This is a genomic window from Paenibacillus sp. GCM10027626, from assembly GCF_042676285.1.
Classification (GTDB): Bacteria; Bacillota; Bacilli; order Paenibacillales; family Paenibacillaceae; genus Paenibacillus_Z.
The window spans coordinates 107,401-133,759 of record NZ_JBHTHC010000009.1 but is presented as its reverse complement, the minus strand read 5'-3'; the positions used below and the strand labels follow the sequence as shown (position 1 = coordinate 133,759).

29 protein-coding genes are annotated in these 26,359 nt (G+C 51.9%); 6 read left to right on the top strand and 23 right to left on the bottom strand.

Annotated elements, in window-relative coordinates:
* Nucleotides 1-22 precede the first annotated feature (22 nt).
* Nucleotides 23-1,237: an MFS transporter gene (locus ACFQ0N_RS18650; protein ID WP_379328867.1), complete on the top strand. Its 1,215-nt coding sequence runs from the start codon at nt 23-25 to the stop codon at nt 1,235-1,237.
* 36 nt (nt 1,238-1,273) lie between these two features.
* On the opposite strand, the gene ACFQ0N_RS18645 is transcribed toward ACFQ0N_RS18650, so the two are convergent.
* A complete protein-coding gene (locus ACFQ0N_RS18645; protein WP_379329321.1) occupies nt 1,274-1,906 on the bottom strand; it encodes an O-methyltransferase in 633 nt (210 codons plus the stop codon).
* Nucleotides 1,907-2,016: 110 nt separating this feature from the next.
* Here ACFQ0N_RS18645 and ACFQ0N_RS18640 point away from each other — a divergent pair, with 110 nt between their 5' ends.
* Both ACFQ0N_RS18640 and ACFQ0N_RS18635 read left to right on the top strand, forming a co-directional pair.
* Entirely contained in the window at nt 2,017-3,159 is a 1,143-nt protein-coding gene (locus ACFQ0N_RS18640) for a THUMP domain-containing class I SAM-dependent RNA methyltransferase (RefSeq protein ID WP_379328865.1), read from the top strand.
* A 21-nt stretch (nt 3,160-3,180) separates the two neighbouring features.
* Entirely contained in the window at nt 3,181-5,166 is a 1,986-nt protein-coding gene (locus ACFQ0N_RS18635) for an LTA synthase family protein (protein WP_379328863.1), read from the top strand.
* A 58-nt stretch (nt 5,167-5,224) separates the two neighbouring features.
* On the opposite strand, the gene ACFQ0N_RS18630 is transcribed toward ACFQ0N_RS18635, so the two are convergent.
* The 7 genes from ACFQ0N_RS18630 to melA all read right to left on the bottom strand — a co-directional run bounded on the left by ACFQ0N_RS18630 (nt 5,225) and on the right by melA (nt 10,941).
* The gene (locus ACFQ0N_RS18630) at nt 5,225-5,446 is read right to left on the bottom strand and encodes a YuzB family protein (protein ID WP_379328861.1); all 222 of its coding nucleotides are present in this window, start codon (nt 5,444-5,446) and stop codon (nt 5,225-5,227) included.
* Between the two features lie 29 nt (nt 5,447-5,475).
* On the bottom strand, nt 5,476-5,778 hold the full coding sequence (locus tag ACFQ0N_RS18625) for an iron-sulfur cluster assembly accessory protein (protein WP_379328859.1): 303 nt from the start codon (nt 5,776-5,778) through the stop codon (nt 5,476-5,478).
* Between the two features lie 73 nt (nt 5,779-5,851).
* Nucleotides 5,852-6,091 carry a hypothetical protein gene (locus ACFQ0N_RS18620; protein WP_379328857.1) on the bottom strand — a complete coding sequence of 80 codons (240 nt, stop codon included), beginning with the start codon at nt 6,089-6,091 and terminating at the stop codon, nt 5,852-5,854.
* A gap of 39 nt (nt 6,092-6,130) precedes the next feature.
* Entirely contained in the window at nt 6,131-7,366 is a 1,236-nt protein-coding gene (locus tag ACFQ0N_RS18615; RefSeq protein WP_379328855.1) for a M14 family zinc carboxypeptidase, read from the bottom strand.
* A 128-nt stretch (nt 7,367-7,494) separates the two neighbouring features.
* Nucleotides 7,495-8,307 (bottom strand): glutamate racemase, encoded by an 813-nt coding sequence (gene racE, locus ACFQ0N_RS18610; RefSeq protein ID WP_379328853.1) that lies wholly within the window; start codon nt 8,305-8,307, stop codon nt 7,495-7,497.
* Nucleotides 8,308-8,449: 142 nt separating this feature from the next.
* Nucleotides 8,450-9,490: a copper amine oxidase N-terminal domain-containing protein gene (locus ACFQ0N_RS18605; protein WP_379328851.1), complete on the bottom strand. Its 1,041-nt coding sequence runs from the start codon at nt 9,488-9,490 to the stop codon at nt 8,450-8,452.
* 149 nt (nt 9,491-9,639) lie between these two features.
* Nucleotides 9,640-10,941: an alpha-glucosidase/alpha-galactosidase gene (melA, locus tag ACFQ0N_RS18600; RefSeq protein ID WP_379328849.1), complete on the bottom strand. Its 1,302-nt coding sequence runs from the start codon at nt 10,939-10,941 to the stop codon at nt 9,640-9,642.
* A gap of 178 nt (nt 10,942-11,119) precedes the next feature.
* Between melA and ACFQ0N_RS18595 the strand changes: the two genes are divergently transcribed.
* Together ACFQ0N_RS18595 and ACFQ0N_RS18590 are read left to right on the top strand one after the other, a co-directional pair.
* Nucleotides 11,120-11,980, top strand: a complete 861-nt coding sequence (locus ACFQ0N_RS18595) for a helix-turn-helix transcriptional regulator (protein ID WP_379328847.1) — start codon at nt 11,120-11,122, stop codon at nt 11,978-11,980.
* Nucleotides 11,981-12,010: 30 nt separating this feature from the next.
* Nucleotides 12,011-12,472: a MarR family winged helix-turn-helix transcriptional regulator gene (locus ACFQ0N_RS18590; RefSeq protein ID WP_379328845.1), complete on the top strand. Its 462-nt coding sequence runs from the start codon at nt 12,011-12,013 to the stop codon at nt 12,470-12,472.
* 68 nt (nt 12,473-12,540) lie between these two features.
* Here ACFQ0N_RS18590 and ACFQ0N_RS18585 read toward each other — a convergent pair whose 3' ends face one another.
* The 10 genes from ACFQ0N_RS18585 to ACFQ0N_RS18540 all read right to left on the bottom strand — a co-directional run bounded on the left by ACFQ0N_RS18585 (nt 12,541) and on the right by ACFQ0N_RS18540 (nt 18,776).
* A complete protein-coding gene (locus tag ACFQ0N_RS18585; protein ID WP_379328843.1) occupies nt 12,541-12,894 on the bottom strand; it encodes a YtxH domain-containing protein in 354 nt (117 codons plus the stop codon).
* Nucleotides 12,895-12,942: 48 nt separating this feature from the next.
* On the bottom strand, nt 12,943-13,434 hold the full coding sequence (locus tag ACFQ0N_RS18580) for a hypothetical protein (protein WP_379328841.1): 492 nt from the start codon (nt 13,432-13,434) through the stop codon (nt 12,943-12,945).
* A gap of 139 nt (nt 13,435-13,573) precedes the next feature.
* Nucleotides 13,574-14,242 (bottom strand): helix-turn-helix transcriptional regulator, encoded by a 669-nt coding sequence (locus ACFQ0N_RS18575; protein ID WP_379328839.1) that lies wholly within the window; start codon nt 14,240-14,242, stop codon nt 13,574-13,576.
* 141 nt (nt 14,243-14,383) lie between these two features.
* Nucleotides 14,384-14,809, bottom strand: a complete 426-nt coding sequence (locus tag ACFQ0N_RS18570; protein WP_379328837.1) for a DUF86 domain-containing protein — start codon at nt 14,807-14,809, stop codon at nt 14,384-14,386.
* Between the two features lie 168 nt (nt 14,810-14,977).
* Nucleotides 14,978-15,265 (bottom strand): Dabb family protein, encoded by a 288-nt coding sequence (locus ACFQ0N_RS18565; protein ID WP_379328835.1) that lies wholly within the window; start codon nt 15,263-15,265, stop codon nt 14,978-14,980.
* An 82-nt stretch (nt 15,266-15,347) separates the two neighbouring features.
* Complete coding sequence (locus ACFQ0N_RS18560) at nt 15,348-15,728, bottom strand: cupredoxin domain-containing protein (RefSeq protein ID WP_379328833.1); 381 nt, start codon at nt 15,726-15,728, stop codon at nt 15,348-15,350.
* A 124-nt stretch (nt 15,729-15,852) separates the two neighbouring features.
* Nucleotides 15,853-16,227, bottom strand: coding sequence for a YhjD family protein (locus ACFQ0N_RS18555; RefSeq protein ID WP_379328831.1), 375 nt, complete (start codon nt 16,225-16,227; stop codon nt 15,853-15,855).
* 216 nt (nt 16,228-16,443) lie between these two features.
* Nucleotides 16,444-17,238, bottom strand: a complete 795-nt coding sequence (locus ACFQ0N_RS18550; protein WP_379328829.1) for an SDR family NAD(P)-dependent oxidoreductase — start codon at nt 17,236-17,238, stop codon at nt 16,444-16,446.
* Between the two features lie 51 nt (nt 17,239-17,289).
* Complete coding sequence (locus ACFQ0N_RS18545; protein ID WP_379328827.1) at nt 17,290-18,450, bottom strand: UxaA family hydrolase; 1,161 nt, start codon at nt 18,448-18,450, stop codon at nt 17,290-17,292.
* Nucleotides 18,450-18,776: a UxaA family hydrolase gene (locus ACFQ0N_RS18540; protein ID WP_379328825.1), complete on the bottom strand. Its 327-nt coding sequence runs from the start codon at nt 18,774-18,776 to the stop codon at nt 18,450-18,452. The genes ACFQ0N_RS18545 and ACFQ0N_RS18540 overlap by 1 nt, the downstream gene beginning before the upstream one ends.
* Nucleotides 18,777-18,904: 128 nt before the next feature.
* Here ACFQ0N_RS18540 and ACFQ0N_RS18535 point away from each other — a divergent pair, with 128 nt between their 5' ends.
* Complete coding sequence (locus ACFQ0N_RS18535) at nt 18,905-19,924, top strand: LacI family DNA-binding transcriptional regulator (protein ID WP_379328823.1); 1,020 nt, start codon at nt 18,905-18,907, stop codon at nt 19,922-19,924.
* 69 nt (nt 19,925-19,993) lie between these two features.
* Here ACFQ0N_RS18535 and ACFQ0N_RS18530 read toward each other — a convergent pair whose 3' ends face one another.
* The 5 genes from ACFQ0N_RS18530 to ACFQ0N_RS18510 form a co-directional block, all read right to left on the bottom strand.
* A complete protein-coding gene (locus ACFQ0N_RS18530; protein WP_379328821.1) occupies nt 19,994-22,255 on the bottom strand; it encodes a poly(ethylene terephthalate) hydrolase family protein in 2,262 nt (753 codons plus the stop codon).
* A gap of 163 nt (nt 22,256-22,418) precedes the next feature.
* A complete protein-coding gene (locus ACFQ0N_RS18525) occupies nt 22,419-22,982 on the bottom strand; it encodes an FAD-dependent oxidoreductase (protein WP_379328819.1) in 564 nt (187 codons plus the stop codon).
* A 42-nt stretch (nt 22,983-23,024) separates the two neighbouring features.
* On the bottom strand, nt 23,025-23,942 hold the full coding sequence (locus ACFQ0N_RS18520) for an NHL repeat-containing protein (RefSeq protein ID WP_379328817.1): 918 nt from the start codon (nt 23,940-23,942) through the stop codon (nt 23,025-23,027).
* A gap of 95 nt (nt 23,943-24,037) precedes the next feature.
* The gene (locus tag ACFQ0N_RS18515; protein WP_379329319.1) at nt 24,038-24,913 is read right to left on the bottom strand and encodes a helix-turn-helix domain-containing protein; all 876 of its coding nucleotides are present in this window, start codon (nt 24,911-24,913) and stop codon (nt 24,038-24,040) included.
* A gap of 43 nt (nt 24,914-24,956) precedes the next feature.
* Nucleotides 24,957-26,351 carry a sulfatase family protein gene (locus tag ACFQ0N_RS18510; protein ID WP_379328815.1) on the bottom strand — a complete coding sequence of 465 codons (1,395 nt, stop codon included), beginning with the start codon at nt 26,349-26,351 and terminating at the stop codon, nt 24,957-24,959.
* Between the last annotated feature and the right edge of the window lie 8 nt (nt 26,352-26,359).

Below are 26,359 nucleotides of genomic sequence, written 5' to 3'. Positions count from 1 at the left end.
CAGAGAGGAGTCGCACATCGCTTTGGAACAATGGAAAAAAAACCTCGCCGTGCTCTGGTTCGGGCAATTTCTCGTAATGGCGGGCATGACGATGATCATACCGTTCATGTCCCTTTATTTGCAAGCTGAGCTTGGCTTGACCGATTCGCATGAAATTGCTACTTGGGCGGGCGTGATATTCGCAGGCAACTTTGTTACCGCATTTCTATTTCAACCGATCTGGGGAAAAGTCGCCGACCGCTACGGACGGAAAGTCATGCTGCTGCGTTCGGGCTTCGGAATGGCGATCGTCATTATTATGATGGGCTTTGCCACCACCCCGTGGCATTTGCTGCTGCTGCGCATGATCAATGGGACGATATCGGGCTTCAACCCTGCATCGATCTCGCTCATCTCTGCCACGACGCCCAAGGCGAGAATGGGCTTCGCAATGGGCACCCTGCAATCAGGGACAATTGCCGGTACAATTCTCGGCCCGTTTATTGGAGGCATGCTCGCAGATCAGGTTGGCTACCGTCCGATCTTTTATATTACCGGCTCCCTGCTGTTCGCCGCATCAATACTAGCGATGTTCGTTGTCAAAGAAACGTTCGACCGCGAAAAAGCAGCAAAGCGGCCTAATATATCGGTGATCGAAGGCTTTCGCAGGCTTGGGCGCATTCCCCAGCTTACATCGCTATTCGCCGTCACATTCCTAATTCAATTTGCGATGATCGGCCCCATGCCGCTTATGCCGCTTTACGTACAGGAATTGCACGGCTCTACGGTCAACCTGGCCTTTTGGGCCGGATTCGTCAGCTCGGCGGCAGGCATCTCGAATATGGTTGCTGCCCCGCTGCTCGGCCGCTTAAGCGACCGGATCGGCCAGGAAAAAATATTGGCGGTCTCTCTTATCGGAGCTGCCGTCATGTTCATTCCGCAGGCAATGGCCGGCACCGTCTGGCAGCTGCTGCTCGGCCGGTTTATTCAAGGAATGTTTCTGGGCGGTCTCATTCCATCCGTCAATGCCCTCATTCGCAAGCATACGCCCGATGGGATGGAAGGACGGGCCTACAGCTTTAATAGCAGCACGCTCAGCTTGGGCAATATGATCGGCCCGATTATCGGCGGCGTCATCTCCGGCTGGATCGGCATAGCTGGCGTGTTTCTCGTATCCGCCGCTCTATTTGCCGTTAACGCCTTATGGGTGTGGCGCACACTGCTTGGCAAACAGCAAAGCCGCACATCTTCCAAGTGAAGAATGTGCGGCTTTAAACCGTTTGTCTGGCGTATGTCAGCGTACTTTGGCTATAGCCAGCCCGTCATAGGCCGGCAGCATCGCGCCAATTAACCGGCCGTCCCGGATCATCTTCTCATTGAAGAGACGCATCGCCTGCACCGACGGGCCATTCCGCTCGTCGTCATATACTCTGCCGCGCAGCATCGTATTGTCGCCGACGATGATTGCCCCCGGGTTGGCCAGCCGAATGGCGCGCTCCAAATATTCCGGATAATTTTCCTTGTCCGCATCAATAAAGAAAAAATCGAATTTCCGCCCGGCCTGCGCAAGCTCAGTCAGACTGTCCAGCGCCTCGCCAATCCGGTACTCCACCTTATCGCCAAAGCCGGCTGCCGTCAAGTTTTGCTGCGCAACATCGGCAAACTCCTGCTTCAGTTCAAGCGATACAAGCCGCCCGTCAGCAGCTAGCCCTCTCGCTAGACAAATTCCGCTATAGCCGCCCAAAGCGCCGATCTCAAGCACTTGCTTTGCCTCGGTCAGCGACACTAGCAGTGTCAGCAGCTTGCCATAGCCGGGGGCGACCGATATTTCCGGCATTTCATGCGCCCGAATTGAATCTGTTACCCGCGCAAGATCCGGGTCTTCTCCCATTAAGTGCTCAATATATTGTTCTGCTGTCACCAGCACATCACTCCTTTTCATAACCGGATTGAAATTGCTCCGGCGTTTGTCCTATACTTGATTGTATGATTTTACCGGACGCGATACAACCGGTAGAAAGAATCGGAGTGAATGAAATGACAAAATTACAACTAATAGCTACCGCTCCTATGGGTTTGGAGGCCGTCGTTGCACGCGAATTGAAGGAGCTCGGCTATACGGATCAGCAGGTGGAAAATGGCCGCGTTACTTTTAGCGGCGAATTTGCCGATATTTGCCGGGCGAATCTGTGGCTGCGCTCTTCAGATCGCGTGTTGGTCAAAATGGCGCAATTCCCTGCGACCACCTTTGAGGAGCTGTTCGAAGGAACAAAAGCGATTGATTGGGCAGAATGGATACCCGAGGATGGCGAGTTTCCGGTAGAGGGCCGTTCACACAAATCGCAGCTTACGAGCGTTCCAGCTTGTCAAAGCATCGTCAAAAAAGCAGTCGTCGAAAAAATGAAGGAAGCCTACGGGACCGAATGGTTCACTGAGAACGGCGGCAAATATGTAATTGAAGTATGGCTGCGGGATGACGTGGCCATGATTACACTTGATACAACCGGCCCCGGGCTTCATAAACGGGGCTACCGCAAGCTGGTTACGGAAGCCCCGTTAAAAGAAACGATGGCCGCCGCAATGGTCTTGCTGAGCCGCTGGGGCCCTGAACGCCCGCTGTACGATCCGTTCTGCGGGTCGGGCACCCTGCTCATCGAAGCCGCCATGATCGGCTGGAATATCGCGCCGGGATTAAGGCGCTCCTTCAACAGCGAGGGCTGGCCGCTTGTGCCTGACGAGCTGTGGGAGCAGGCGCGCAACGAAGCCTACGACGCAGTAAAGGATGATATTCCGCTGCAAATTGCCGGATCGGATATCGATCCCGATGCGATTGCCGTTGCCGAACAAGCGGTCAAAAAGGCCGGATTTGCCCGCGAAATCAAGCTGCAGGTACTGCCTGTCGCCAAAATAAAGCCGGCCGGGGAGTATGGCTGTATTTTGACCAATCCGCCTTACGGGACACGGCTGGGCGACGAAGCAGAAGCGGAAAAAGCGCTTCGTCAGCTGGGCTATGCCGCTTTGTATTTGCCGACATGGTCTTTCTTTGCGCTTAGCCCTTCCAAATCGCTGGAGCACTATTTTGGACGGCCGGCGGATAAAAAGCGCAAGCTGTTCAATGGCCGGTTGGAGTGCGCCTTATACCAATATTTCGGCCCGCTCCCGCCCCGCGGTGAGAAATAATTGAAGGAGGGAGCCCCAAGGATGAAGGATGAACGGCACACTGACGCCCGTGGCGGCGCCCTAGCCTTATTGCGCCGCATGCTAAACTCTTATGCATGCGGCTTTATCTTGTTTTGCATGCTCATGCTGTTCAAACTTGTGTTGTTTGACCGCGGCATTGTCGTACGCTATATGGAGATGACCCGCGATGACGTCATTATTGCGGCCGGCAGCCTGATGGCGATCTCTTTCTGGACGTTCTGGCTCCCGCTTCGCGGCCAAAGAATTGCCCTCGCGCTGCTCAACATCGCATTAACAGTGCTGATGGTTGCGGATCTCATTTATTTTCGCTATTTTCAAGATTTAATTACAGTACCGGTACTGACACAAGCCGGACAAGTCGGCGCTCTTGGAGACAGTATATGGTCGCTCACCAAAAGCAACGATATGCTGTTTTTCGCTGACTGGCTGCTCGTTCTGCCGGCTCTCGCCTACTCCTTAATTCCCGGCCGCGGCCGGGCACGCACAGCAATGGCCGGGAAAGGCCGGCAGACCCGCCCCCTGCGCCGCAGGCTGCTTCGTTCGGCTGCCATTGGCAGTATCGGCATTGCCGGCCTCTTGCTCGCCGTACTTCCGATACAGCATGCGAACCGTACATGGGCTGCAGGGGTGTTTGCCGGCGACTGGTGGAGTGTCTCCCTTTACAACGTCACAGGAGTTATCGGCTTTCACGCCTATGATGCGTACCGCTACATGGATCAAGCCTGGCTGCAGGGAGGAAAAATTGCGGACGAGCGGCTGGCGGCAACGAAAGGATGGTTCGAGGAACGCGGAAAACAGCGCAAAGCATTGCAGTCGGATCCATTGTTCGGCGCTTATAAAGGCAGCAATGTTGTTGCACTGCAGCTGGAGGCCTTTCAAAGCTTTGTCATCGGCCGGCAAATCGGTGGCCAGTATGTGACACCGAACATCAATAAGCTGATCGATGAAAGTGTATATTTCGAGCGTTTCTATCATCAAACCGCGCAAGGGCGCACCTCTGATGCCGATCTGGCGGCCAACATTTCTTTGCAGCCGCTGCCGGCAGGCTCTGTGTTTTTCCGCTACGCTCAAAATCACTATGACAGCTTGCCGGCTATTTTAAAATCGGCCGGCTATACCGCGTCAGTCTATCATGCCTACGAAGGCGGGTTCTGGAATCGCAACAATATGTACCGTACCATGCAATACGACGCTTTCTATACCAAAAAAGATTACCGAATCGACGAGCCGCTTGGCTGGTCGGTTGGCGACCGCTCTTTTTTCCGGCAATCGGTTGAGCTAATGCCGGCAAACGCACCTTTCTATGCGTTTCTTATTTCGTTAACGAGCCATCACCCGTATACGCTGCCGCAGATGGAACAGCAGCTTGATGTAGGCGGGCTGAAGGGAACGATGCTCGGCGACTATTTGCAGGCAGTCCATTACGTGGATGCAGCTGTTGGCGAGATGATCGACCAGTTAAAAGAAGCGAAGCTATGGGACAATACGATCTTCCTGCTTTACGGCGATCATGATAACTCGATTCTCGATTGGGAGCTGTACGAGCAATGGCTCGGCAAGCCGTTATCAGAGCTGGAGCGGATACAGCAGCTGCAGCAAGTCCCGCTCGTCGTCCATCTGCCAGATGGCAAGCATGCCGGCCGGCATACGGAAGCGAGCGGTCAGCTCGACATCGCGCCCACTCTGCTCCACCTGCTCGGTATCGACAGCTCCGGCAGCTATATGATCGGCCTGCCGCTCATCGTTACAAAGCCCGATCATGACCGTCAGGTCGTCTTCCGCAGCGGTGCCTTCACGGACGGCCTCGTCTGGTACGAGCCGGCAGAGGATGGGGACGAGCGTCATGACCGGTGCCTGGACGCTTCCAGCGGCGCCCAACTGGAGCGGGGCGCCTGTCAGGCCGGCAAGGAAGCCGCCCGGCAGCAATTGACCGCATCCGATCTTGTCATTACACATGACCTGATCGCGCAATTTCGCAAGCGATAGCTGAAATTTTAACTAGAAGAAAATACAACCCCGCCTTGGCATACCTGGCGGGGTTGTATTATTTTACATATTGTTTCGCCTTCTCAATTGCTTCATCCTCAGTAAACGCTGTAATGTAACGGCCGTTTATAAACACAAACGCCCGCTTGCGGCATGGTCCGCAATACGATTTGCAGGCGACATTGATCTCGGCGTCCGGCGCTATCTTCTTCAGCTTCGGCACGATCGTCTTGACCCGAGTGTGCAGGCATTTGTCACATATGCGAATATCGTTGGCCATTGCCTTCCTCCTCCTCCTCCTCCGCTAGATCAATGATCGCCGTGATTGCCTTTGGAGGGATTGGAAATCGCAAAGCCTTCCTGCGGTACATAGAAGTAGTCGATCCGCACACCATCCAGCAGTTCCTGATCCTTCTCCAAAATAACTTTAATGTCTTTATCCGTCTCAACGACAATATCCCGATCGGTTGCCGTATCTGGTTTCATCCCATAGTGGGCATGGTCGCCGTGTGAATGGGTAATGTAGACGCGCAGCATCTTCCCCTCATTCTCCGGCTTGTCCATCTCCGCCTTCAGCACTTTAGCAGCGTTGCGCGAAATTTTGCACTTCATCGGCCACTTCTCTCTCCTTCACAACTTCAAATGTCTCTTCTTATTGTAAAGATTGTGTTCGGATTGTTCAAGACTACTGCAGTACATTCGCATATTTCTTTTCCATTCTTCGAGTGTACCACTCGGCTGCGAACATGGTAACGGCAATATCGTCAATCGGCATAAACGGCAATGCATCAGGCAAAACCCAATATAAAGCTACCGGAACAATGTAGATGAGCTTGTCCGCCATTCGGACTTGCCGTGCGCTTAGCAGTCGGTATACACGAACAAACACATGGCGCCAATGGCGCAGCGAGAGCAATTTTCGCACAACGCAGCCTCCTTTTGGCGCCATTATAACATATCCCGTTTACGATTCTCCAATCGCAGCCGGCTGCTGGTCTGCCGCGGCTTTCATCGCTTCCAGCAAAATCAGCTTCAAATCATCGTACATAGCGGCAGCATCCTGCAAGGGCAGCGGATTGACGCCATAGCCAAGCTCTATGGTAAAGCCCGGTTTGCGAAATTCATAAATAAACCAATCCTTATAGCCGGCGTCGCTTCCTTTTAATTTGACCGGTTTAAAACCGCTTCTTCTTCCCATACGATGAGCGATCCCTTCTGCTTGCACCGGCTCATACCCCCGATAATTCCAATAAATTTCCTTTCCTTGCGTATGCAGCGCAACAGCCAGATCAAACCGCTCTTCATTCGTAAGCCGGGCAATGGCAATCGCCTCCGGCTCACTGAGCGGCCGTTCGCCCGGAAAATCGCGCGGCCCCGGTCCGCCGGCTTCCCTGCGCTTTACTTCTTCCTCCCAAAATGCCGGGAATTGATCATTAAGATCTATGCCGCGAATATTGGCCTTCCAATTGGCAAAGCGCTCCGATCCCTGGTTCCAGTCAAGCAATTCATAATATCGCTCATGCTGCGGACCAAGCCCTTCTTGAACCAGCTCCACCCCATCCGGATTTACGAGCGGCACACACCACAGCGAAACCTCCTGCAGCAGCTTCCGGATTTCACTGCCGCCTACTTTCCCTCCATGCGTATAAGCAGCCGCAACATCTTCAATAAAGGTCATTAACAATGGGGTCGTAATCCATTCATTGGCGTGCATCGCCGCATTTACATGTACTTTTTTCGCGCCTTCACCCAGCTTGACCGCATAAATCGGCTTTCCCATTACACTCGCGCCGATTTCACGTTTGGACAGAAACGGGTACTGCCTCTCCATGGCAAGCAAATCTTCTTCCAGTTCTCTAAAGCCATATTCCGCCCTTGTCTCGACAATACGCAGCGACAGGCTGTCGGGAAGCAGCACAAGTTGTCCCAGCATAAGCCGCTGCGGATCCAGGCGGGGATTGAGCGTACGAAGCGCTTGCAGGGAACAAGAAAAACGATCAGCGATTTTCAGCCAGCTGTCTCCTGCCTGCACACTGTACATCCGGCCTCTTTTTTCCGGAATGGACAGCACGATGCCCGGCTGCAATCGCCCTTCGGGTGGCAGTTGCGGATTAGCGGCGAGCAAGGAACACAAGTTCAGATTAAAACGTTTAGCCACACGCAGCGGCGTATCTCCTGCTTGAACGACATAAGGGAGCATAACCAACCTCCTTTTTAGAACGGCTAACGCGAGCATCCATCCTTGTGTCAATGGTATGCACGCTTTTATACCGGCATGCAGCTTAAATTGCAAAAAAACGGGCCTACCGGCTGAGCGGGTGCCCGTTATTAATTATGCGGCAGATGCCAAGCGATAGGCGCTCGCTTTCCTTGCCGGCCTAACCATTGCAGCGCAATCGGCTTGAACATCGGCGCGTTGCCGCTGCAAAAAAATTGATGCACCATTCCTTCTCCACCGCGATCCAGCAGTTTTTGCTTGTAGAGAATGGCAGTGATTTCTCTGGCTGTTTCATACGCAGAATTAATTAATGTCACTTGTGAGCCCATCACCTGTGAGATCGCATCCGCCAAAAAAGGATAATGCGTACAGCCCAGTATTAACGTATCCATGCCGCGCTTGTTGCTTAGCATCGCCAGCCTTTTGCGCACGATATCCAACGTTTCCAACGTGCAAAACTCTCCTCGCTCTACAAGCGGGACGAACTCGGGGCAGGGCTCGCTAATCACCTGCGCGTAAGGCGCCATCTTTTTCAATTCCAGCTCGTAGGCGCCGCTTTTTATCGTACCTTCTGTACCGATTACACCGATTATGCCGGACAGCGACTGCTTGACGGCCGCGCGTGCGCCGGGCTGAATAACGCCGACTACCGGTATGTTTACTTGGGCGCGAATCGTATCCAGAGCAACTGCCGTAGCAGTGTTGCATGCAATAACAATCATTTTAGGATTATACTGTATCAAATAACTGACAATTTCCTCAGTAAAGCCTATCACTTCCTCTGCTGGTCGAGGGCCGTACGGCGTTCTTGCCGTATCGCCAAAATAAATGATCTTTTCCCGCGGCAACTGCCGCATTACCTCTTTTACTACGGTTAATCCGCCTACGCCGGAATCTAAAATCGCGATCGGTTGTTGCTGCACAGGCACACCGCTTTCTTGAACATTTTGTCAGGACTCCAATAGAATATGAAGGCAAATCCGAAAAAGTACCAAATAGCGGGGCCTATCATGCAATAAAGCCGAAGCCAGCGGCATGCGCTGGCTTCGGCTTTTAGACAAAATGCTATTCGCTAATAACGACTTTCCACGCTTGACCGATCGGCGGTAAGCTTCTGGTCAAAGTCGGGCCGTAAAATCCGATAACTTTGGCGCCTTTAACCAGCTTTGCCGAATCTGCTTTTTGGCCGTCCATTGTGACCACTTCAGTATCTGCGCCCACATGAAGCTTTACTTCCGCAGCGGAATGCTCGCTTAGCGCCTGGCCTTTAATCAAAATCGTCGTTATACCTGCTTCCTTATCCGCAGTTGTCTCTTCGATCTCACCTGCTGTTGCCAGCATTTCTTTCGCTTCTGTCACTGTTTTTACCTTCAGCACATAAAGAGCGGTTTGCGGCGGGAGGCTATTCGTCATCGCCATCGAATGCTCCGCTTCAACTTCTACGCCAAGCAGCAGATCCGACCACTTCAGCGGCTGGCCATTCACATCGACAATTTTGCTTTCCGGCCCTACGTTCAAAATGGTGCCCTCTGTCCCGACTCCATTGATTTGAATGCGGCCTTCACCGTCTTTAATATCGACATTCGTCACGATACCGGCAGAAGTCGCTGTTTTAACTTCCGGCTGCCCGGTTTGGCTTTGCTTAATATTTACCCGCTTGCCTGAATGCTCAATCTCTGCCAGCAGCACTTGCTCGGCGAACGTTTCCGGCACATAGATTTTGCCATTGCGGCTTTCTGGAGCGATGCCCAGCTTGATCGCTTTTTTCGCGAAGGAATATTGATCCTTGCCCAGTGTTACACTTGTCCATTGCGCACCGCTCGCAAGCTCGACAGACTGGTTTGCAGACTGCCACTTCACTTCATACCCCAGTGCCGCCCCCAGCGCGCGCAGCGGCAGCATTACTGTTTTGCCGTCAGCATTCAAGTAACCGGAATCTGCAATTGCGGCACCATTTACTGCTACTATGTAATCCATAGCGGAATCGTTAATTTTAGCGCTGATCGGCACATTCTGGTTTACAGCTGCCGCAGCTCCCGCACTTGTGGCTCCAACCATCATCATCGCTGCAGTCAAAGCTGCAACCGCTGCTTTATTTTTCTTCATTTGTGATCGCCTCCTGATGTTGTTCAATGTCATAGACGGGCCCTCGCTCCAGAATGTTGCAGCTTTTTTCACAATAAGCGGCAGAACACAGGGAAAAGCCGCCCCGCAGCAGCAAAATTACTGCTTGCGAGACGGCTTCCAACATTCAATTAGTTATATTTAGGCAGCCAGTCGCCATGTGCTTCGATCAGATCGTCGCACATCGCTTTGATGTCATCCATCGAAAGCTCAGCTGCTGTATGAGGATCAAGCATTGCCGCATGATAAATATGGTCGCGCTTGCGCGTTATTGCCGCTTCAATTGTCAGCAGCTGGGTATTGATGTTGGTACGGTTCAGCGCCGCACATTGCGGCGGCAGGTCGCCGACATAGGTTGGATTTACGCCAGATCTGTCGACGAGGCAAGGCACTTCAACACAAGCTTCGCGCGGCAGATTGGAGATAAGGCCGCCAGTATTCATGACGTTACCGCCAATTTTGAACGGCACGTTCGTTTCAATCGCCTCCAGAATATAAGATGCATATTCATGGGAACGCTCATGCTTCAGTTCGATATTGTTAACCAGCTCTTCGCGCTGCTTGTTCCAGCTCTCGATTTGGTTGATGCAGCGGCGCGGATATTCGTCCAAAGGAATATTGAAGCGATCGATCAGCTCCGGATAGTTGCGCTTGATGAAGTACGGATGGTATTCCGCATTATGTTCAGACGATTCTGTAATATAATAGCCGAAATTGAGCATCATTTCGAGACGGACCATATCCCAATGCTTTTCTTTTTGCTTCTCGCGGGCACGGCGTTTAATTTCTGGATACAAATCCACGCCGTCCTTCGTTACTTCCAGCAGCCATGCCATATGGTTGATGCCGGCAATTTTATGCTTGACGCCAGTCGTCTCCAGCCCGAGGTTGTCGAACAGACCTTGCAAGCAAACTTGAACACTATGGCACAGGCCGACTGTGTTTACGCCGCCGTATGTGTTCATAACATTAGTCAGTACCGCCATTGGATTCGTGTAGTTCAAGAACAGGGCATCCGGACATACTTCTTGAATATCCTTGGCAAAATCAAGCATAACCGGAATGGTGCGCAAATTGCGGAAAATGCCGCCGATGCCTACCGTATCGGCAATCGTTTGGCGAAGGCCGTATTTTTTCGGAATTTCAAAGTCAGTGATAGTACAAGGATCATAGCCGCCTACTTGAATGGCATTTACGACATATTTAGCGCCGCGGAGCGCTTCCTTGCGGTCGCTGTAAGATTTGATCACACAGGTGCTCTTGCTCGTATTGCATATGTTCTGCAGCATTTTTTCCGAATCTGCTAAGCGCTCAGGATTGATATCGAACAGCGCAATTTCAAAGCCTTGAAGCGCTGGGGTCATCATAACGTCACCCAGTACATTTTTCGCAAAAACTGTGCTTCCTGCTCCAATAAATGTAATTTTGGACATGTTAATCCTCCTTATATCTTGCCGCATTTTTCGCGGTGAACATGACCTAAATATAATGGAATCGGCAGCATTTCGACTAGGCTTTAATGCAAGATCGATATGGACATTTGTAGTTTTATAGGCTAGGCTAGTAATATTAGCATTTATTTATTGTCATCAGGAATCGGGGGGATTGCCTATGTTAGATCATCAATTTTTCTCCATCGGGGTCAACTCCATGCCTGCGCACGGAGAACTGTCGGTACTGTTCAGCGGGAATGCCCGGCCCGTTCCGACACATCAAATCGGTCCCGCCGTCCATAATTACTTTCTTGTTCACACAGTCGTATCGGGTCTAGGCACATTCGAAATCAACGATACTTTATACCATTGCCAAGCGGGCGACACTTTTTTTATTTTTCCTGATGCGTTGTTTACATATGCGGCCGACAAGCATGATCCGTGGCATTATCGCTGGGTTGCGTTTAAAGGGCCAATTGCGCTGCCGCTGTTAAACAGTCTCGGCATATCCGCCGACAATCCCGTTATCCGGATCAAAGATATCCCGACAATAACGCGGCTCTATCGCAATATACAATTAGCGCTCAAGCGTTCAAGCAGTGCGGAGCTAGCTGATCTGGAATCCGGCGGCCTGCTTCGGGTCATGCTAAAACAGTTCGGGCTGGAGAATGCGGGGCATCTTGCCTCACAAATTTCGGGCGGCATCACCGATATCGAGCGGCAAATCAATCAGGCGATTAAATGGCTCTCCCTGCAGTATGCCCAGCCAATCTCCATCGAGAGCTTGTCGCGCAGTCTTGGCTATCACCGAACACATTTATCTAAAATGTTCAAGCAAGCGACCGGGTATTCTCCAATGCAATTTCTGCTCAAAGTAAGGATGGAGCGGGCGGGAGAGCTGCTGCAGCATAATTTGCGTTTATCAGTCGATCATGTCGCTTCATCGGTCGGTTATGCAGATGCGTTATATTTTTCCAAGCAGTTTCGCAAATGGTTCGGCTATTCCCCTACAGAATATCGCCGTTTGAAAGGTCATTGATGTTATTATCATTGAAGGTGGTTAACTTTTATGAGCGATCACACTACATCGCAAGAGCAGCAATTTATCCATTATTCCGAACGGTTCCAAAAGGCGATTTCTTTAACAAACCGCAAGCTTGCATCAGCTATTGAACAAGACCTAAAAGGGCGGCTGACCGGGCCGCAATGCTATATTTTGAACATCATTGCCGGGGAAGAAAGGGCGACCGCTTCATTATTGTCTGAAAAAATGCAGGTAAAGCCAAGTGCGATTACTGTCATGGTCGACCGGCTGGTACAAAATGAATTTGTCATCCGTTTGCCGGATCCGCAAGATCGCCGGGTAACATTATTGCAGCTGACCGACAACGGCAAGCAGTCCATTGCAGAGGTCAAGCTCCGGTATCGCGAGATTCTAGCCCAGCTGATTACAGAGCTGGATCATAACGAACAAGAAGTATTTATTCGTTTGTTCGAACGCATTGCCGAAGCGGCGGCCAAACTGGATTGATTATTCTATAAATCAAAAAAGATTGGACAGAACAACTGCTCTGACCAATCTTTTCTCATATAAGACGTTTATTGCGATCTGTCTGCCTGCTCGCTAACACGATCGTCGGCATCGGCGCGGTCTGCATCAGCGATAGTCAGTGCATCGTCATTCTGCTGGCCGAATCTCCAGGAATGGACTGTTCCCCGCGCTTTGCCTGCGATTTGTGTTGCGCCTGTGCCGATTTGTCTGGCGATTTTGGAAGTTTTCTCGCCGACCTGCCCGGCGATTTTAGCGGTTTGCTCTCCAATTTGCTGAGCACCTTCCGCAATATCCTTACGCAGCTCTTTACCTGGCTTCGGGGCAAATAATAAAGCTGTTACTGAGCCGATAATGCTGCCAGCCAGCATGCCGTACAAAAAGCTCTTCGTCTGTTTAGCCATTCTAATTCGCTCCTTTTCCCGACCTATCCTAAAAACTGAAAAAGATCGTTATTGATTAGTATCGTGCCCTTCGTCATACCCGGAACATGCAGAGGAACGCTGGTATTCTTTACGTTTGGTTTGCCAGAAATGCCATGCAGCAAATCCCGCTTCGGCAATCTCCAGCGCTTCTGTTATTTGGCTGCCGTATTTTCCGCCGCCCTGTTCAACATAACGAGCCGCAGAATTGGAAATTGCAGCGGATATTTTGCTCACAGCTGCTGCCAATTCATCGGCCGATCGGCCGCAGCGCTTCGCTGCATCGAAAACCGGCATTGCATAATCCAACTGCTTGCGAACGGTCTGAACCGCTTCAGCTGCAGGGACTGTAATAGCTGTGAGCTGATCGCCTGCATCCTGGATACGCTGCTCCAGCACCGCCGCTGCAGCCGTTAAACGGGCCAGCTTGTTATTAGCCGCTCTTAGCCATAGCAATACCCCGGCAACTAAGACGATGAATGCGACGAGAAAACCAGCCTCGAGCCATAACGCCATGGTCATAACTAGTTCTCCTCCCTCCAGCCGTAATAGACGAATGCCCAATTCGTAATGACAGTATAAGCAGCACCGGCTTGACCCGTCACAAATTCACGCAAAAAAAAGAGTGATAAAATGGATGTGCTTGTTTCGCGCCATTTTATCACTCTTTATCTGTATCTATTTTGTACGTACACTTGCCTCCGCCGCTCGCCAAACATTCTGTACGCTCGACAGACGTATCCAGCAGTTCCTCAAACAAGTTCAGCTCGCAGCGGCATGCCTGATCGAACTGGTTGGCCACTTGCGCTATCGGGCAATTGAATTCATGCAGCAAAATGCTGTCTGTCCCTTGCTCTACCTTCACCATATAGCCGCCTTCGTTCTGAATGACAGCTAATTCCTTTACTTTATCGGCCAGGTTCTTCCCTTGCATCCGCTCGGCAAATCGCTCAAGCAGCTTGCGCTTCCGTCCGGCGAAAAGCCGATCAATCAGCAGAGCCGACTGCGGATCTTTATTTAACTCCTGCAAAAAATCAAGTGCCAGCAGATGATAGTTTTTGGGGAAAAGATGTTCTGCCGCATCTGTAAGGCCATACCGGTGTGTCGGTCTGCCCATAGGCTGGCGAACAACCTCGAGCTCAATGTATCCCTGGCGCTCAAGTACACCCAGATGGCGCCGCACCCCCATCTCGGTAATATTCAGCTCACTCGCCAGCTCGCCGGCGTTCATCTTCCCTTTTGTCTTCAACAGTGTCAGGATGGTCTGCTTCGTCGACTTGCCCGCGCCTTCCGCATCACGTCCTGGCGCCAGCTCTTTGAATGTTCCCAATCCGACCACCACCTTGACCTATATTTAGCGTTAATTGTACCGCATTTTTGCCTTTTCGTAAATCAAAGCAAAGACGGCTGGCGCCTTTTGGACAACCTCTATAATGAAAGAAAGAACCGGACGAACAGCGGCTTACTGCCGCTATACGTCCAGTTCTTTCTGTAAATACGATAGCACCGCTTCTTTAAAGGCGATAAGACATGCCGGAAGCTTCACTGTCAACGGATGAAGCTCGCTGCGCTGCCATTCATAGTAATCCTGCACTAGCGGACGGCGCAGCCGCACCAGCTCCATCAAGTCCGGCTTTAACGCTTCTGGAAATACTTGCTCGCCTGCAATAATTTCAATAATGTCCTCATAGCTGCTGGCATCGCGCATAATAAACCCGTCGATTAAATAGCTGCCAACATCCGTTACTGTCTCAACAGCCAGATGCAGAGCGCGCTCTTGGGCCAAGCCTTGCAGTAAACCGCCATCCCAGGAAGAAACAAGCTTGTCCATCGCTTCTGCCAATTGTGGAATAACGGCCAATCTTACAGAAATTTGTTCACGATTTACATAATACATAAGCATGACTCCCGACTTTGTATGAAGTTCGAAAAAGCCGTGACTATTGATCGGATTTCTTCTTTCTGGCTTTCCGCTTTAGCCACATCGTCATGACGATACAGCTAATGATGATGACTAGCAGGTAGAAGAACATTTCGTAGACATCGCGCATTGTCTTTACCGCCTTTAGCTTTCAAAATCAACGCTTACGGAAGCTTCGCGCACTTGTGCCATATGAGCGATTACTTTTTGATGTTCAGGATGCACCTGGTAGGCGTCCAGCGCTTCCATAGAATCGAATTTGGTAATAAGAGCAATATCGTAGGAACGGTCGGAATGAACGACATCAACGCCAACTTCAATATATTTGAGCTCGTCAATCTTGCCTTCCATATTGCGCAGTACTTGAGCCGTTTCCGCAACTTTCTCCGGGCTGCGGTCCTTTAGCTTGAACATAACGATATGAGTAATCATGAATAATCTCGCTCCTCTGCTTGAATGAAGTTGGAAACCTGATTTGAAAAGGAGCCTGCAATAAGGCTCCCTTCCAGACGATCTATTCTTCTACGATCAACGTTGTTTTCATATCATTATGACCTACGCCGCAGCCAACCGAGCAGTGCATTTCGAATGTGCCGGCTTTGTCAAACGTAACTTCTTGCTCAAGCTTGTCGCCATTCAGGTCAATGCCGAAATCAGCAATCGCCAGACCATGGATGCCGCTTTTGTTAACAAGCTTCAGCTTGACCGGCTCGCCCTTTTTAACTCTATATTCCTTCTCTCCGAACGTGAAGTCGGAATTTGCCTCAACCTTTAGCAGTGTCATTCCCGCAGCAGCTTCCTCATCTACAGCTTTGCCAGGAAGCTGCGTAGTTAGAATAACGATGCCAAGAATCGAAGCCGCAGCAAAAACGACGAACATACTCCACTTATACATTACCGCTTGCTCCCCTTTGTTATCAGAATGTCCACCTTCTATAATAACTAAGATTGGCTGAATTTCTCAACCTTAAACTTGCGATAATAATAAACTTTTTTTGTTTTATGACAAATCAATGAACTTATTGTGACAAATACCCCTTCAAAATCCGTTCTGCCTCCGCTCTTACCAAGCTCCAGGGCATGGAAAAAGAATGCGTGTAGCCCAAGCAATTATAACCTACTGTCATGCGCTCCGGTCCGCGCAGCTCCTCGTCGATGCGGATGCCGGAGTCGCGGAATCGCTTGCGGAACCCTGCCATCTCCAGCAATACCCGATCCTGCAGTCCACGCAGCATCGATTCGTATAATCGCGGAATTTTCACTTGCGCTTCTCCAACGATCCGAATATCGTGCGTCAGTATTTGCAATGCGATGCCAAGCAGCACATAACGCCTCACCAGCTCTAGTTCTTTGCCAATTTGCACTTGCGGCCGAACCCCAATCCCGACTGCCATGAAACATTCCTCCCTCAAGTCGTTGCACGCCTGAAACGCGCCTATAAAACAGGAACATATGTTTGTTTTTATATCATACCACACATATGTTCCCATCCGAAAGAGGGAATTTATTTTGGTCGTCTGTCGGTCCGCTCATGTCCGCTTCGTCCAAACTTACCAAAAACAGCCGCCAGTGAAAACCTGCTTTCACTGGCGGCTGCGGTCAACCCGCTGTCATCTTTCCATACTGTCTTCCGGCTGTGCCGCTTTTATGGTCAAGCCGCCATCAACCATCAGCAAATGGCCGTTCACCTGCATCGCCTCATCGGAGGCAAGGAACACGACTGCATCGCCAATTTGCCGCGCTGTCCCAAGCCGCTTCATCGGATTTGCCTCGATTTCCTTGCGGCGAGTCTCCTCGTCGGCCAAATAATCGGTGCACATATCCGTGTCGACCGTGCTGGGCCCGACCGCATTGACATTAATATTGAATTTGCCCAGCTCGATGGCCATCCCCTTCGTCAGCATATGCGCCGCCGCCTTAGAAGATTGATAATGCGGGATTACCGGACTGGTTACAACAAGGCTGGCCGTAGACAGTACGTTTACGATTTTGCCGCTGCGGCGTTCGATCATCGAGGCAGCAGCCCGCTGTGAGCATAAAAAGATCGATTTGACATTCGTATTATAAGTGCGGTCCCATGTTTCCTCGCTTGTCAGCATGAATGATTCGAATGGAGCAACCCCGGCGTTATTTACCAGAATGTCGACTTGGCCGAGCTGCCGCTCCACCTCTTCGAACATATGCAGCACCTGCTGCTGGCTGCCGACGTCCGCCTGCACCACCATCGCCCGGCCGCCAAGCTCCTCTACTTGTGCAGCTGCCTTTAGCGCCTTCTCGCGGCTTGCGTCAGATGTAAAATTAATCGCCACATCTGCGCCTTCCTCAGCAAGCCGGATAACGATCGCTTCCCCGATTCCACGGCTTCCTCCTGTAACGAGCGCAATTTTCCCCTTTAATCTGCCCATCTTGCCCTCTCCTTGTATCGTATTTCCGCTTCTTTGCCGTCTGACTGCATTTTACAAGCTCGGGCCGATTCGATTGATACTGAACTCCTGATGCCCCAGAATTTCTGCTTTCGTCAGCTTGCCGGCGGCAACCTCGACAATTTCTTGCCAAATGCGCTCGCCTGCCTGCTCAACACCCGCTGTACCATCCAGAATGTCGCTCACATCAACATCCATATTGTCAGTCATCCGCTCATACATCTTTTTATTGCCGGTTATTTTGACTACCGGGACGACAGCGGCGCCGGTAGGCGTGCCGCGTCCTGTCGTAAAGCACACCAGATGAACGCCGCTGGCAGCCATCCCGGACACACATTCGATGTCATTGCCTGGGGAGTCCATAAAGTATAGCCCGGTTCCCGGAATCGGATCCGCATATTCAAAGGCCCCCATCAATGGCGATGTGCCGCATTTGCTAATACAGCCCAGGGACTTTTCTTCAATCGTCGAAAGACCGCCGGCAATATTGCCGGGACTCGGATTGCCGCCGCGCATATCAGCCCCCATTCGCTCGACCTCGCGTTCGAACCGCTCGACGAAGGCATACAGCCGGTCGGCAACTTCCTGTGTGCTGCAGCGTTCCGCTAACACATGCTCAGCGCCGATAATCTCGGTTGTCTCGCTAATGACGACAGTACCGCCTAGATCTACCAAAATATCCGAGGCTGCCCCCAAGGCCGGATTCGATGCCATACCGGAAGTAGCATCTGATCCTCCGCATTTGACGCCAATGCGCAATTTGCTTGCCGGTATCGTCTCCGGCGTCAGCTGATCCAGCTCCGCCCGCAGCTCGCGGGCCAGCTCCGTGCCTCGCTGAATCGCTTTCACAGAACCGCCGGTTTCTTGAATGTCGATTACCTCAACCCGCTTGCCTGTCTTCCGAATGTCCTCAGCGAGCGCATAAGGATCTACGACCTCGCAGCCGAGGCTGACAATCAAGACCGCGCCCACGTTAGGATTTCTGCCCGTTCCGGCAAGCGTCGCGAAGGTGCGGTCTTTATCGGCGCCGATTTGGCTGCAACCATGCTGATGCGGAATCGCTACCGTCTCCGGCACCATTTGCATAATCCGATTGCTTACTTGATTGGCACAAATGACTGTCGGAATAATTAATAAATGATTGCGAATGCCGTAATCTCCGTCTGGACGAAGATAACCTTTAATGTCCGTCATTAGCCCTTCTCCCTTCCCGCTGCCTGATCGCCGCGGCCGCGTATCCCTTCAATGTTATGGACATGAACATGCTCGCCTGCCGCTATCGCTGCCGTTGTTTGGCCAATTACTTCACCATACTTGCGCACATGCACGCCTGCCTCAAGTGCATGGATGGCAATCTTATGTCCGAAAGGAATCGCATTCACAGCTTGCAGCCGCAAAACCAATTGTCCGCTGCGATACTGAACCGTCTCGCCTGCCTGCAGATCGCGCAAGGCTGTCGCTACATCGTCTTTCGGGTCCACAACTAGCGCATCAGCGCCGCCTTCTATTGTATGTGACAACGGTTTCCACCCCTTTTTGAGTTATCGGTAACTCTAAACTATCAGCTTATGACATTGCTGTCAAGATGCTTTTACGCTATGATATAAATTACGAAATCATTACGACGAAGTTGAGGTTTCAGCAATCTATGGTCACGATCTATGATATAGCAAAAAAAGCCGGATGCTCAGCAATGACGGTATCGAGGGTTATCAATAACACAGGAAGAATCAGCGACAAAACCCGCACGCGCGTCCTCAGCATCATGAAGGAAATGAACTATGTTCCCAATTCCATGGCACGCAGTCTCGTGAAGCAGGAAAGCCATCTGTTGTCCCTGCTTATTACTGATATTACGAATCCTTTCTACACAGCGCTGGCCCGCGGCGCAGAGGACGCAGCCAGACAGAATGGCTACCGCCTGCTGCTCGGCAACAGCGATGAAAGCATCGACAAGGAAAAAGAATATATCGACACCGTGCTGTCTGCCCGCGTGGACGGCGTCTTGTTTGCCCCTGCCGGGGATAACTCGCTGCCTAATCTGCGCAAGCTGAAGAAGCAAAACATGCCGCTCGTCTTGCTGGACAGGGAGGTGCCGGGCATCGAATGCGATCTTGTCCTTGGCGACAGCAAGGAAGGGGCCAAAAAGTTAACCACCCACTTGATTGAGCTCGGCCACCGGCGAATCGCGCTGCTGAACGGCGTTCCGACGATCTCTACCGCGCGGCTGCGGCTGGCCGGCTACCGGGAGGCATTGCAATTGCACGGCTTGCCTTATGAAGAGAGCTATGTTGCCGAGGCGCACTATCGAATGGGCGATATGGACGCATTAATGGAGCACTTTATGCAAATGCCCGAGCCGCCCTCCGCTCTGTTTGCCGCCAACAATTTTTTGGCATTGGGCGCGATCAGAGCTCTTCTCGCCAAAGGCTGCCAGGTGCCGGCAGATCTGTCTGTCGTCTGCTTTGACGAACTGGAAGCCGGATTTGTCGTCGATCCTTTCATGACAGTTGTCGCTCAGCCAGCTTACGACTTTGGCTTTATCGGCATTCAGCTGCTAATTGACCGCATTCGCGGGCATGCTCCCGACAATTGGCGGACTGTGCTGCTTCCGTCCGAGCTCCATTTCCGGCGCTCTAGCGCCCCTTACGCTGCAAGAACCGATTGATTCGGATGCAGCTCTTATACGAATAAACGCACCCGTCCTAATAAGAACGGGTGCGTTTTTATGCAAATATTAATTCGCAAAGCCAATATCATCAATCATCATCTTGCCGGGCTCCCGCTGAAAATAAAAGGAAACGGCAGCAATACGGCTCGCTTCAACCGGAAAGCCCGCTTTCTCAAATTGCTCGAGCGGCAGACGGTACGTCTGAAATACCGGTTCGGCAGATTCCTTGTATTTGCCGCTTTTCATACGCGGCTCCAGCCAATCGGCGATTGTAAATTGTGAATGGGGCGGAACGATGACCGGCATAAATTCATCAAGCGGCAGCATGACGCGCGAGCCGTCATCCATTTCCAGCTCAATTTGCACTTTGGGCGGAGGCGAAGCCCCCTCCGTCTGCTCCGGCAAATCCCGCTCCAAATTCGAGAGCGAGAATGTTAATAGCGCCGGCTTGCGATCAGCCAGCCGCTTGCGAAATTGGTCAGACAAACGAATCGAATAAAAGCCCCCCTTCGAATCGCTCCATTCCAGCAGCACTGCCCGCGTCCCTTTTTTATTTCGCTCGCGATCCAGCACATCGGCCTCAGTCCATTGTACGCCCTCAGCCTCCGCCTTGCTGCCCAGAGCAGCCGTCGTCTTATCCTGATCCTCTTCGAAGGAAGCCAGGGAGACAAAGCTGCTATCCTCATAGCGATTTATATACGCCGCCTCGGGAAGCCAGTTCATCCCATACCGATAATCGCGAAAGAGCGGATCGAACTGATGATTGCCATGCAAGGTGGATTCGATAAAGGCGGACACATACACCCGAGCCGCAGCCTGCTGATCATCCGCTTTCATCGTATGGCGGTTCAGCAGCAGCCCGCCAGGCAAACTGTCGTCCATAGAACCCCAGCTGGAGTTGAAACGGCTATGATTCGCTTCTCCTATGTAAAGAGATGCTTTGAACAGACCGCTATCGGCAGCAAACGATGTGCGTTTAAACTGCCGGTCGCCATAAAAGTTGTTTACATCGCCATCCATTGCACCTTGAATAGTCAAATAATTGGTCTGCTTTACCACCGCAGATTGTTTATCCACCTGCTTATCCGTCGGGGCGATGGCAATGACGCTTTGCACATTTATGTTGCGGTCCCAGTCCGCGAGCGACTCATCATTTGCGAACCAGCGCCTGCTGTCAGCCGCCATCGCTACCGCTTGGCCGCCGCGCGAATGGCCGATTAATGCGACGCGCTGCAAATCCACTTTCCGGTAGAAAGGATTGCCGCTCTGCCCGTTAAAGGCTTCAATTTGCTGCAAATGCTTAAGCAGTATCCAGGCCCGCATCTTCATATCGTCATTCGGGATACCGCTCCATACCGAGTAATTCAAAAAATTCTCATCTACAGATACCGCAATCGTCCCCCGGCTTGCCAGCAATTCTCCCAAATAACTGTAACCGCCGTCTGAAAACTGCTCCATCAGATGATTGCCATGGACAATGAGCGCCAGCGGGAACGGGCCTTCTCCTTCCGGCAGCCATACTCTGCCATTGATCGGCAGCGCCGTCTCATCAAAGCCCCAGAACAGCTTGCGCAGCCACGGCCACTCTTTAATATAGCCGGAAGCGTCTGCAGAAACCGTAATGAGATCGGCCTGATCGGCAAATATATCCCGATGCTGATCGCGCCCGCTTCCATAATTCAGCTGCAGCACGTTATAAGCGCCTAATTCAGCCGGGCCGGCGCCGCTTAACGGCGCGATGATGCCGGTATTTTTGCTGCTTCCCGCATTCGAAACAGGCAATATCGACTCGCGCTGGTCAATACCGATAAAGGCGGCCGCGATCATCAGGACAGCTGTCGTCAGACTGGCCGCCCTTGCATGGACGCTTTGCCCCGGCATAATAATAATCGCCAGCAGCATGCCGCAGAGAGCGCCTGTGCCAGTAAGCAGCAAGGCGAGGACTGCCGCCACGGCAACGCCTAAACTTGCATTGTAAAAAATCGTATAGATTATGATTCCAACAAAAATCATACTGCCGATAAAAAATCGGGGCAGCGGCACATAAGCCAAAGTCAGCAAAAATGCAGCCGCACAACCGGCCGCCCCCAGGGTAATCGTACCCCAAAATGCAAACGTAATGGTATCAAATAAAACGCCAAGTCCTGTCGGCATGCCGAGCGCTGTCACGACCAGCATTGCAGCGTATACGGCCCAAAGCCCGATCATTGCATAGCGCCAATAAGGCCTGTCATATTCAAAGGTACTTTTTAAGCGGACAAGCAGCCAGTCCCCGAAGCTGTTTCTAAACTTGCTTCTACGAACATTCGCCGTCACATCGGTATGCATATACGCCTCCTTAACTATTTTTAGATTTTGTTCGCATGGGAACAGAACACATATAAACCATAATACCATACTATTACAGTGCAGGGGCACCAAATTATACAAAAAGCTGCCCTGCATACACCGCTAAAAGCAATGTAATACAAGACAGCCTTCCGCTTACGCATCAGCCTCTTAAAATATCATGATCGACATAGCGCTCGCCGTTCAGCTCGCTGATGACATTGATCGCCACCTTCGCTCCGTCCCCCGCAGTAATAATGGTATGTACACTTACACCGGCGCAAGTGCCGGCAGCCCATACGCCCGGGATATTTGTTTTACCGGCAGGATCTGCATCGACAATCGTCTTGATGCGCGGCTCGGTTGCCGGCTTGGTGTTAATTCCCGATTTTTCAGCCAGCTCCTGGAACATGCCGGTAGCGAGAATGACATGCTTCGCTTCAAAGCTGCCATTTGCAGTTTCTACACGTACACCGTCCGCCGCTTGCTCCACGACAAGCGCTTTCGTCTGCACCAGCTCTGCACCGAATTTTTGCGCTTGCTTCTTGCCAATTTCGATCAGATCAGGCCCTTTCACTTCTTCAAGACCGTAGTGATTGTAAATCATCGCTTTTTTCGTAATGCTCTGATCACTGTCAAGCAGCAGTGTTTTTTTGCCGGCCTTCGCTGTATAAATAGCTGCACTTCCTCCCGCTGGCCCTGCTCCGATAACAATAACGTCAAACATCGAAACTCCTCCTCTCAAAATGTCAAAGCGCTTGCCTGCAGCCTACTTGGAGCGTGTCAGCTTGGTTACCCGCCCGTTCACGGTCCATTCCGCTACATAAACATTACCTTCGCTGTCTGCGCATACGCCATGCGGCGAGCTGAAGCGATCGGCACGGAAATATTGTTCGGGCAGGTTCGGCCATCCTTCCTGCTTGTACGCCTGCTGATCCTCGCCAAGATGAGCCACAAGCCGGTCATGCTTGTCAAAGATAGTGACCCGGCTGTGCAGATCCGGGAAATACAGCTCATCGCCAACAAAATAAAAGCTGCATGGCATGTCCATATCTTGCGTAATAAAACGTTTATGCTCGCCGTCCAGCGTAAATACCTGAATCCGGTTATTGCCGCGGTCGGCAACATACAATTCCGGCTCTTCTCCCCGCAAATTAACGGAGATGCCATGCGGGCAGGTCATCCGGCCAGGCGCATCGCCTGCTCCGCCCCAGGAGCTTATATATTCACCGGATGCTGTGTAACGATGTATGTATGACTGGCCATATCCATCCGCTACATAGATATCGCCATTAGGGCCAACGGCAACGTCAGTAGGGACAAAGCGGCGCTGCTCATCATAAATATCGGGCAAATCCGGTGTGCCGATTGTCAGCACTTCTTGCCCGTCCAGCGTATATTTTGCCACAACACCCTTGGAAGTATCTGTCAAATAAATGAATTCGCTGCCGCCCTCGCTGTGCAAATAAAAGCCATGCGCTCCGCCTTCGAACTGCTCGCCCCACGCATTCAGAAAATGGCCTTCCTCATCAAAAATGACTACAGACGGCTTGCCGGTGTGAAATACATAAATCCGGCCGGCCGCATCCTTATCGACCCCGTGTGTATAACCAGCCGTTACCGAATCCGGCCATTTGGGCCAATTTTCTACAACATCAAAAGAGTAAGCAGTGGTTCCTGTTCTCACCTTTGAATCCCTCCCGTCAATTCTCAAGCCTGCTAGGCTCGCATATCAATAGTTTCGCGAAAAGTATGCGCTTTCCTGCCTCCCCGTCCAATTCATTACCCGCCCGCGCGAAATTTTCCCGGCGAGCAGCCGACGTAGCGGCGGAACAGCTGGCTGAAAAAGGCGGGATCGTCATACCCGACCTTCTGGGCGACATGCAGCACCTTCTCTTCCCCTTCTACCAGCAGTTGCTTAGCGTGCTCTATCCGGATATGGTGAATTTTCTCCACAACAGTAAGCCCCGTCTCCTGCTTGTATATCCGGTTCAACTGCCGATTGCTAATATTGAATCGCGAGCCCAGCTCGGCCACATTCAGCTTTTCATCGTAGTGCCGCTCCAAAAACCCGTTAATCCGCTGCACAAGCAAATGGTTGGAGCGCAGCTTGGTTTCATCGCGGTTCAGGTTTACCCAGTCTTTGTAAATCCGCGAGAGCATAATGAACAGCTCTACAAGCTTAAGGCGGATCAGCGTCATATATCCGGTCCGCTTCTGCATCAGTTCGTGCATCATAAAAGAAAGCAGCTGAAGAACGGCGGACGTTTCCCGCTCGCTCAGCTTTAGCCGATGGTGAAAACGCTCATCCGGACTCAAAAAAGGGAGGACATAAAAATAATCGAGCGAATCGTCAACGCCCAGTTCCCGCAAGCATGTGTCATGAATTAGATCAGGCAAAAACAAACAGTTGATAATTTCAATTTCCTGTCCGTCATCAAACTCAAAGGTATGCTCCTCATGCGGATTAATGATAAATACGTCTCCGGCGCGAAGAGGGTAGCGGTCTCCTTCAAAGCAATGCGTCGCTTCGCCTTTAACGACATAGACCAATTCTACAAAATCATGGCTGTGCATTCCCGGGCGGCTCTGGCTGTTATGGACAAAGCGCAGTAAATCAAACGGAAAACGGCGCTCTCTCAGCATATCATTGCTCATTACTTCCAAATCCCTCTACCCCCTATTAGTAGGATTGTTCACATCACAACTTGCGATTGGCGAGCAGTTGACCTTCCAGCCAGGACCCGCGGACGATCCCGTCCCCTGCCTGCTTGAGCTCCTCATACAGCGCTTTTCTCAATGCCGCCAGCACTTCCGTACATTCCGGATCGGACACCCGGTTGACCAGCTCATCCGGATCGCCCGCCAGATCGTACAGCTCGTCGCGGTCTGTCGGATTCCACACATACTTCCACGAATTTGTACGGATCATCCGCTGGACGAAAAGGCCGAATTGCTGGCCGTTATAGGTTGAAACCGCTGCTGTGCGCCAATCCGCCGGCAGCTCTCCTTGCAGCAGCGGCAGAAGGGAGCGGCCATGAAAATGCTCCGGCGCTTTTTCTCCGATCCACTCCAGAATGGTCGGCGGCAAATCTAGCACATGGTGAACGAAGGCATCGCAGCGCTGCTGCGGCGCAATAACGCCCGGCCAGCGGATGGCAAGCGGCACTTTGACCAAGTCGTCATACATGACATAATGCTTGTCGAGCATGCGATGGCCCCCGCATAGATCCCCGTGGTCCGAAGTGTATATGACAATTGTATCATGCTCGAGACCGAGACGGGATAGGGCAAGCAATATTTTTCCAATCGCATCGTCCATCTGACTGATGATGCCGTAATAACGGGCAACGATAGGCGCCCAATCCTCCCATTCAAACTGCTCTATTCCCCAATTTACGAGCTGCTGCCGCTGAATATACGGCTTTGCGGTGAACGTCTCGCCGAAGCTGCGCCAGCGCGGAACAGCGGCCGGATCGTACATCTTTGCGAAAGGGGCCGCCGGGCGGCACGGCAAATGCGGCTCAGAAAAATTGACGCGAATATGCCATGGGTCCCCTTCGCCTGCCAACTGCTCAATCATCCGGCTCGCCTGCTCAGCCAGCCAATGCGTAGGCGAATCGTCCAGCGGAACCGGATCGGGCTCGCCCAAAAATCCGCCCGTAAAGCAGAAAGACGGGTACTTGGCCGCGCGAAATTCCGCGTAGACCTTGTCCGCGTCCAAATAATGATCATATCCGAATGCCGTCGGCGCAGCGCTCGCGCTGGCACCCCACTTGCCGATATAGCCGTTCCGGTATCCGGCAGCCTGCAAGGCGCGGGCCCAAGAGTAGTCGCCCGCTGTCAGGCTCGCGACCGGAAGCGTAATGCCGTCATTCCAGTATGCGCCAAAGCTTTCCGGCCGCCGCCCGCACACGAATGCGCCTCTGGCCGGCCCGCAAACTGGCAGCGGCGTATACGCATTCGTAAACCAGGTGCCTTCCTGGGCGATTCGGTCAATATTCGGCGTTCGCACCGGGTAATCGCCGCTCGCCCCCGTACAATCGTAGCGATGCTGATCAGACATAATAATTAACAAATTCGGCTTCCGCTTCAAGCGAGTCG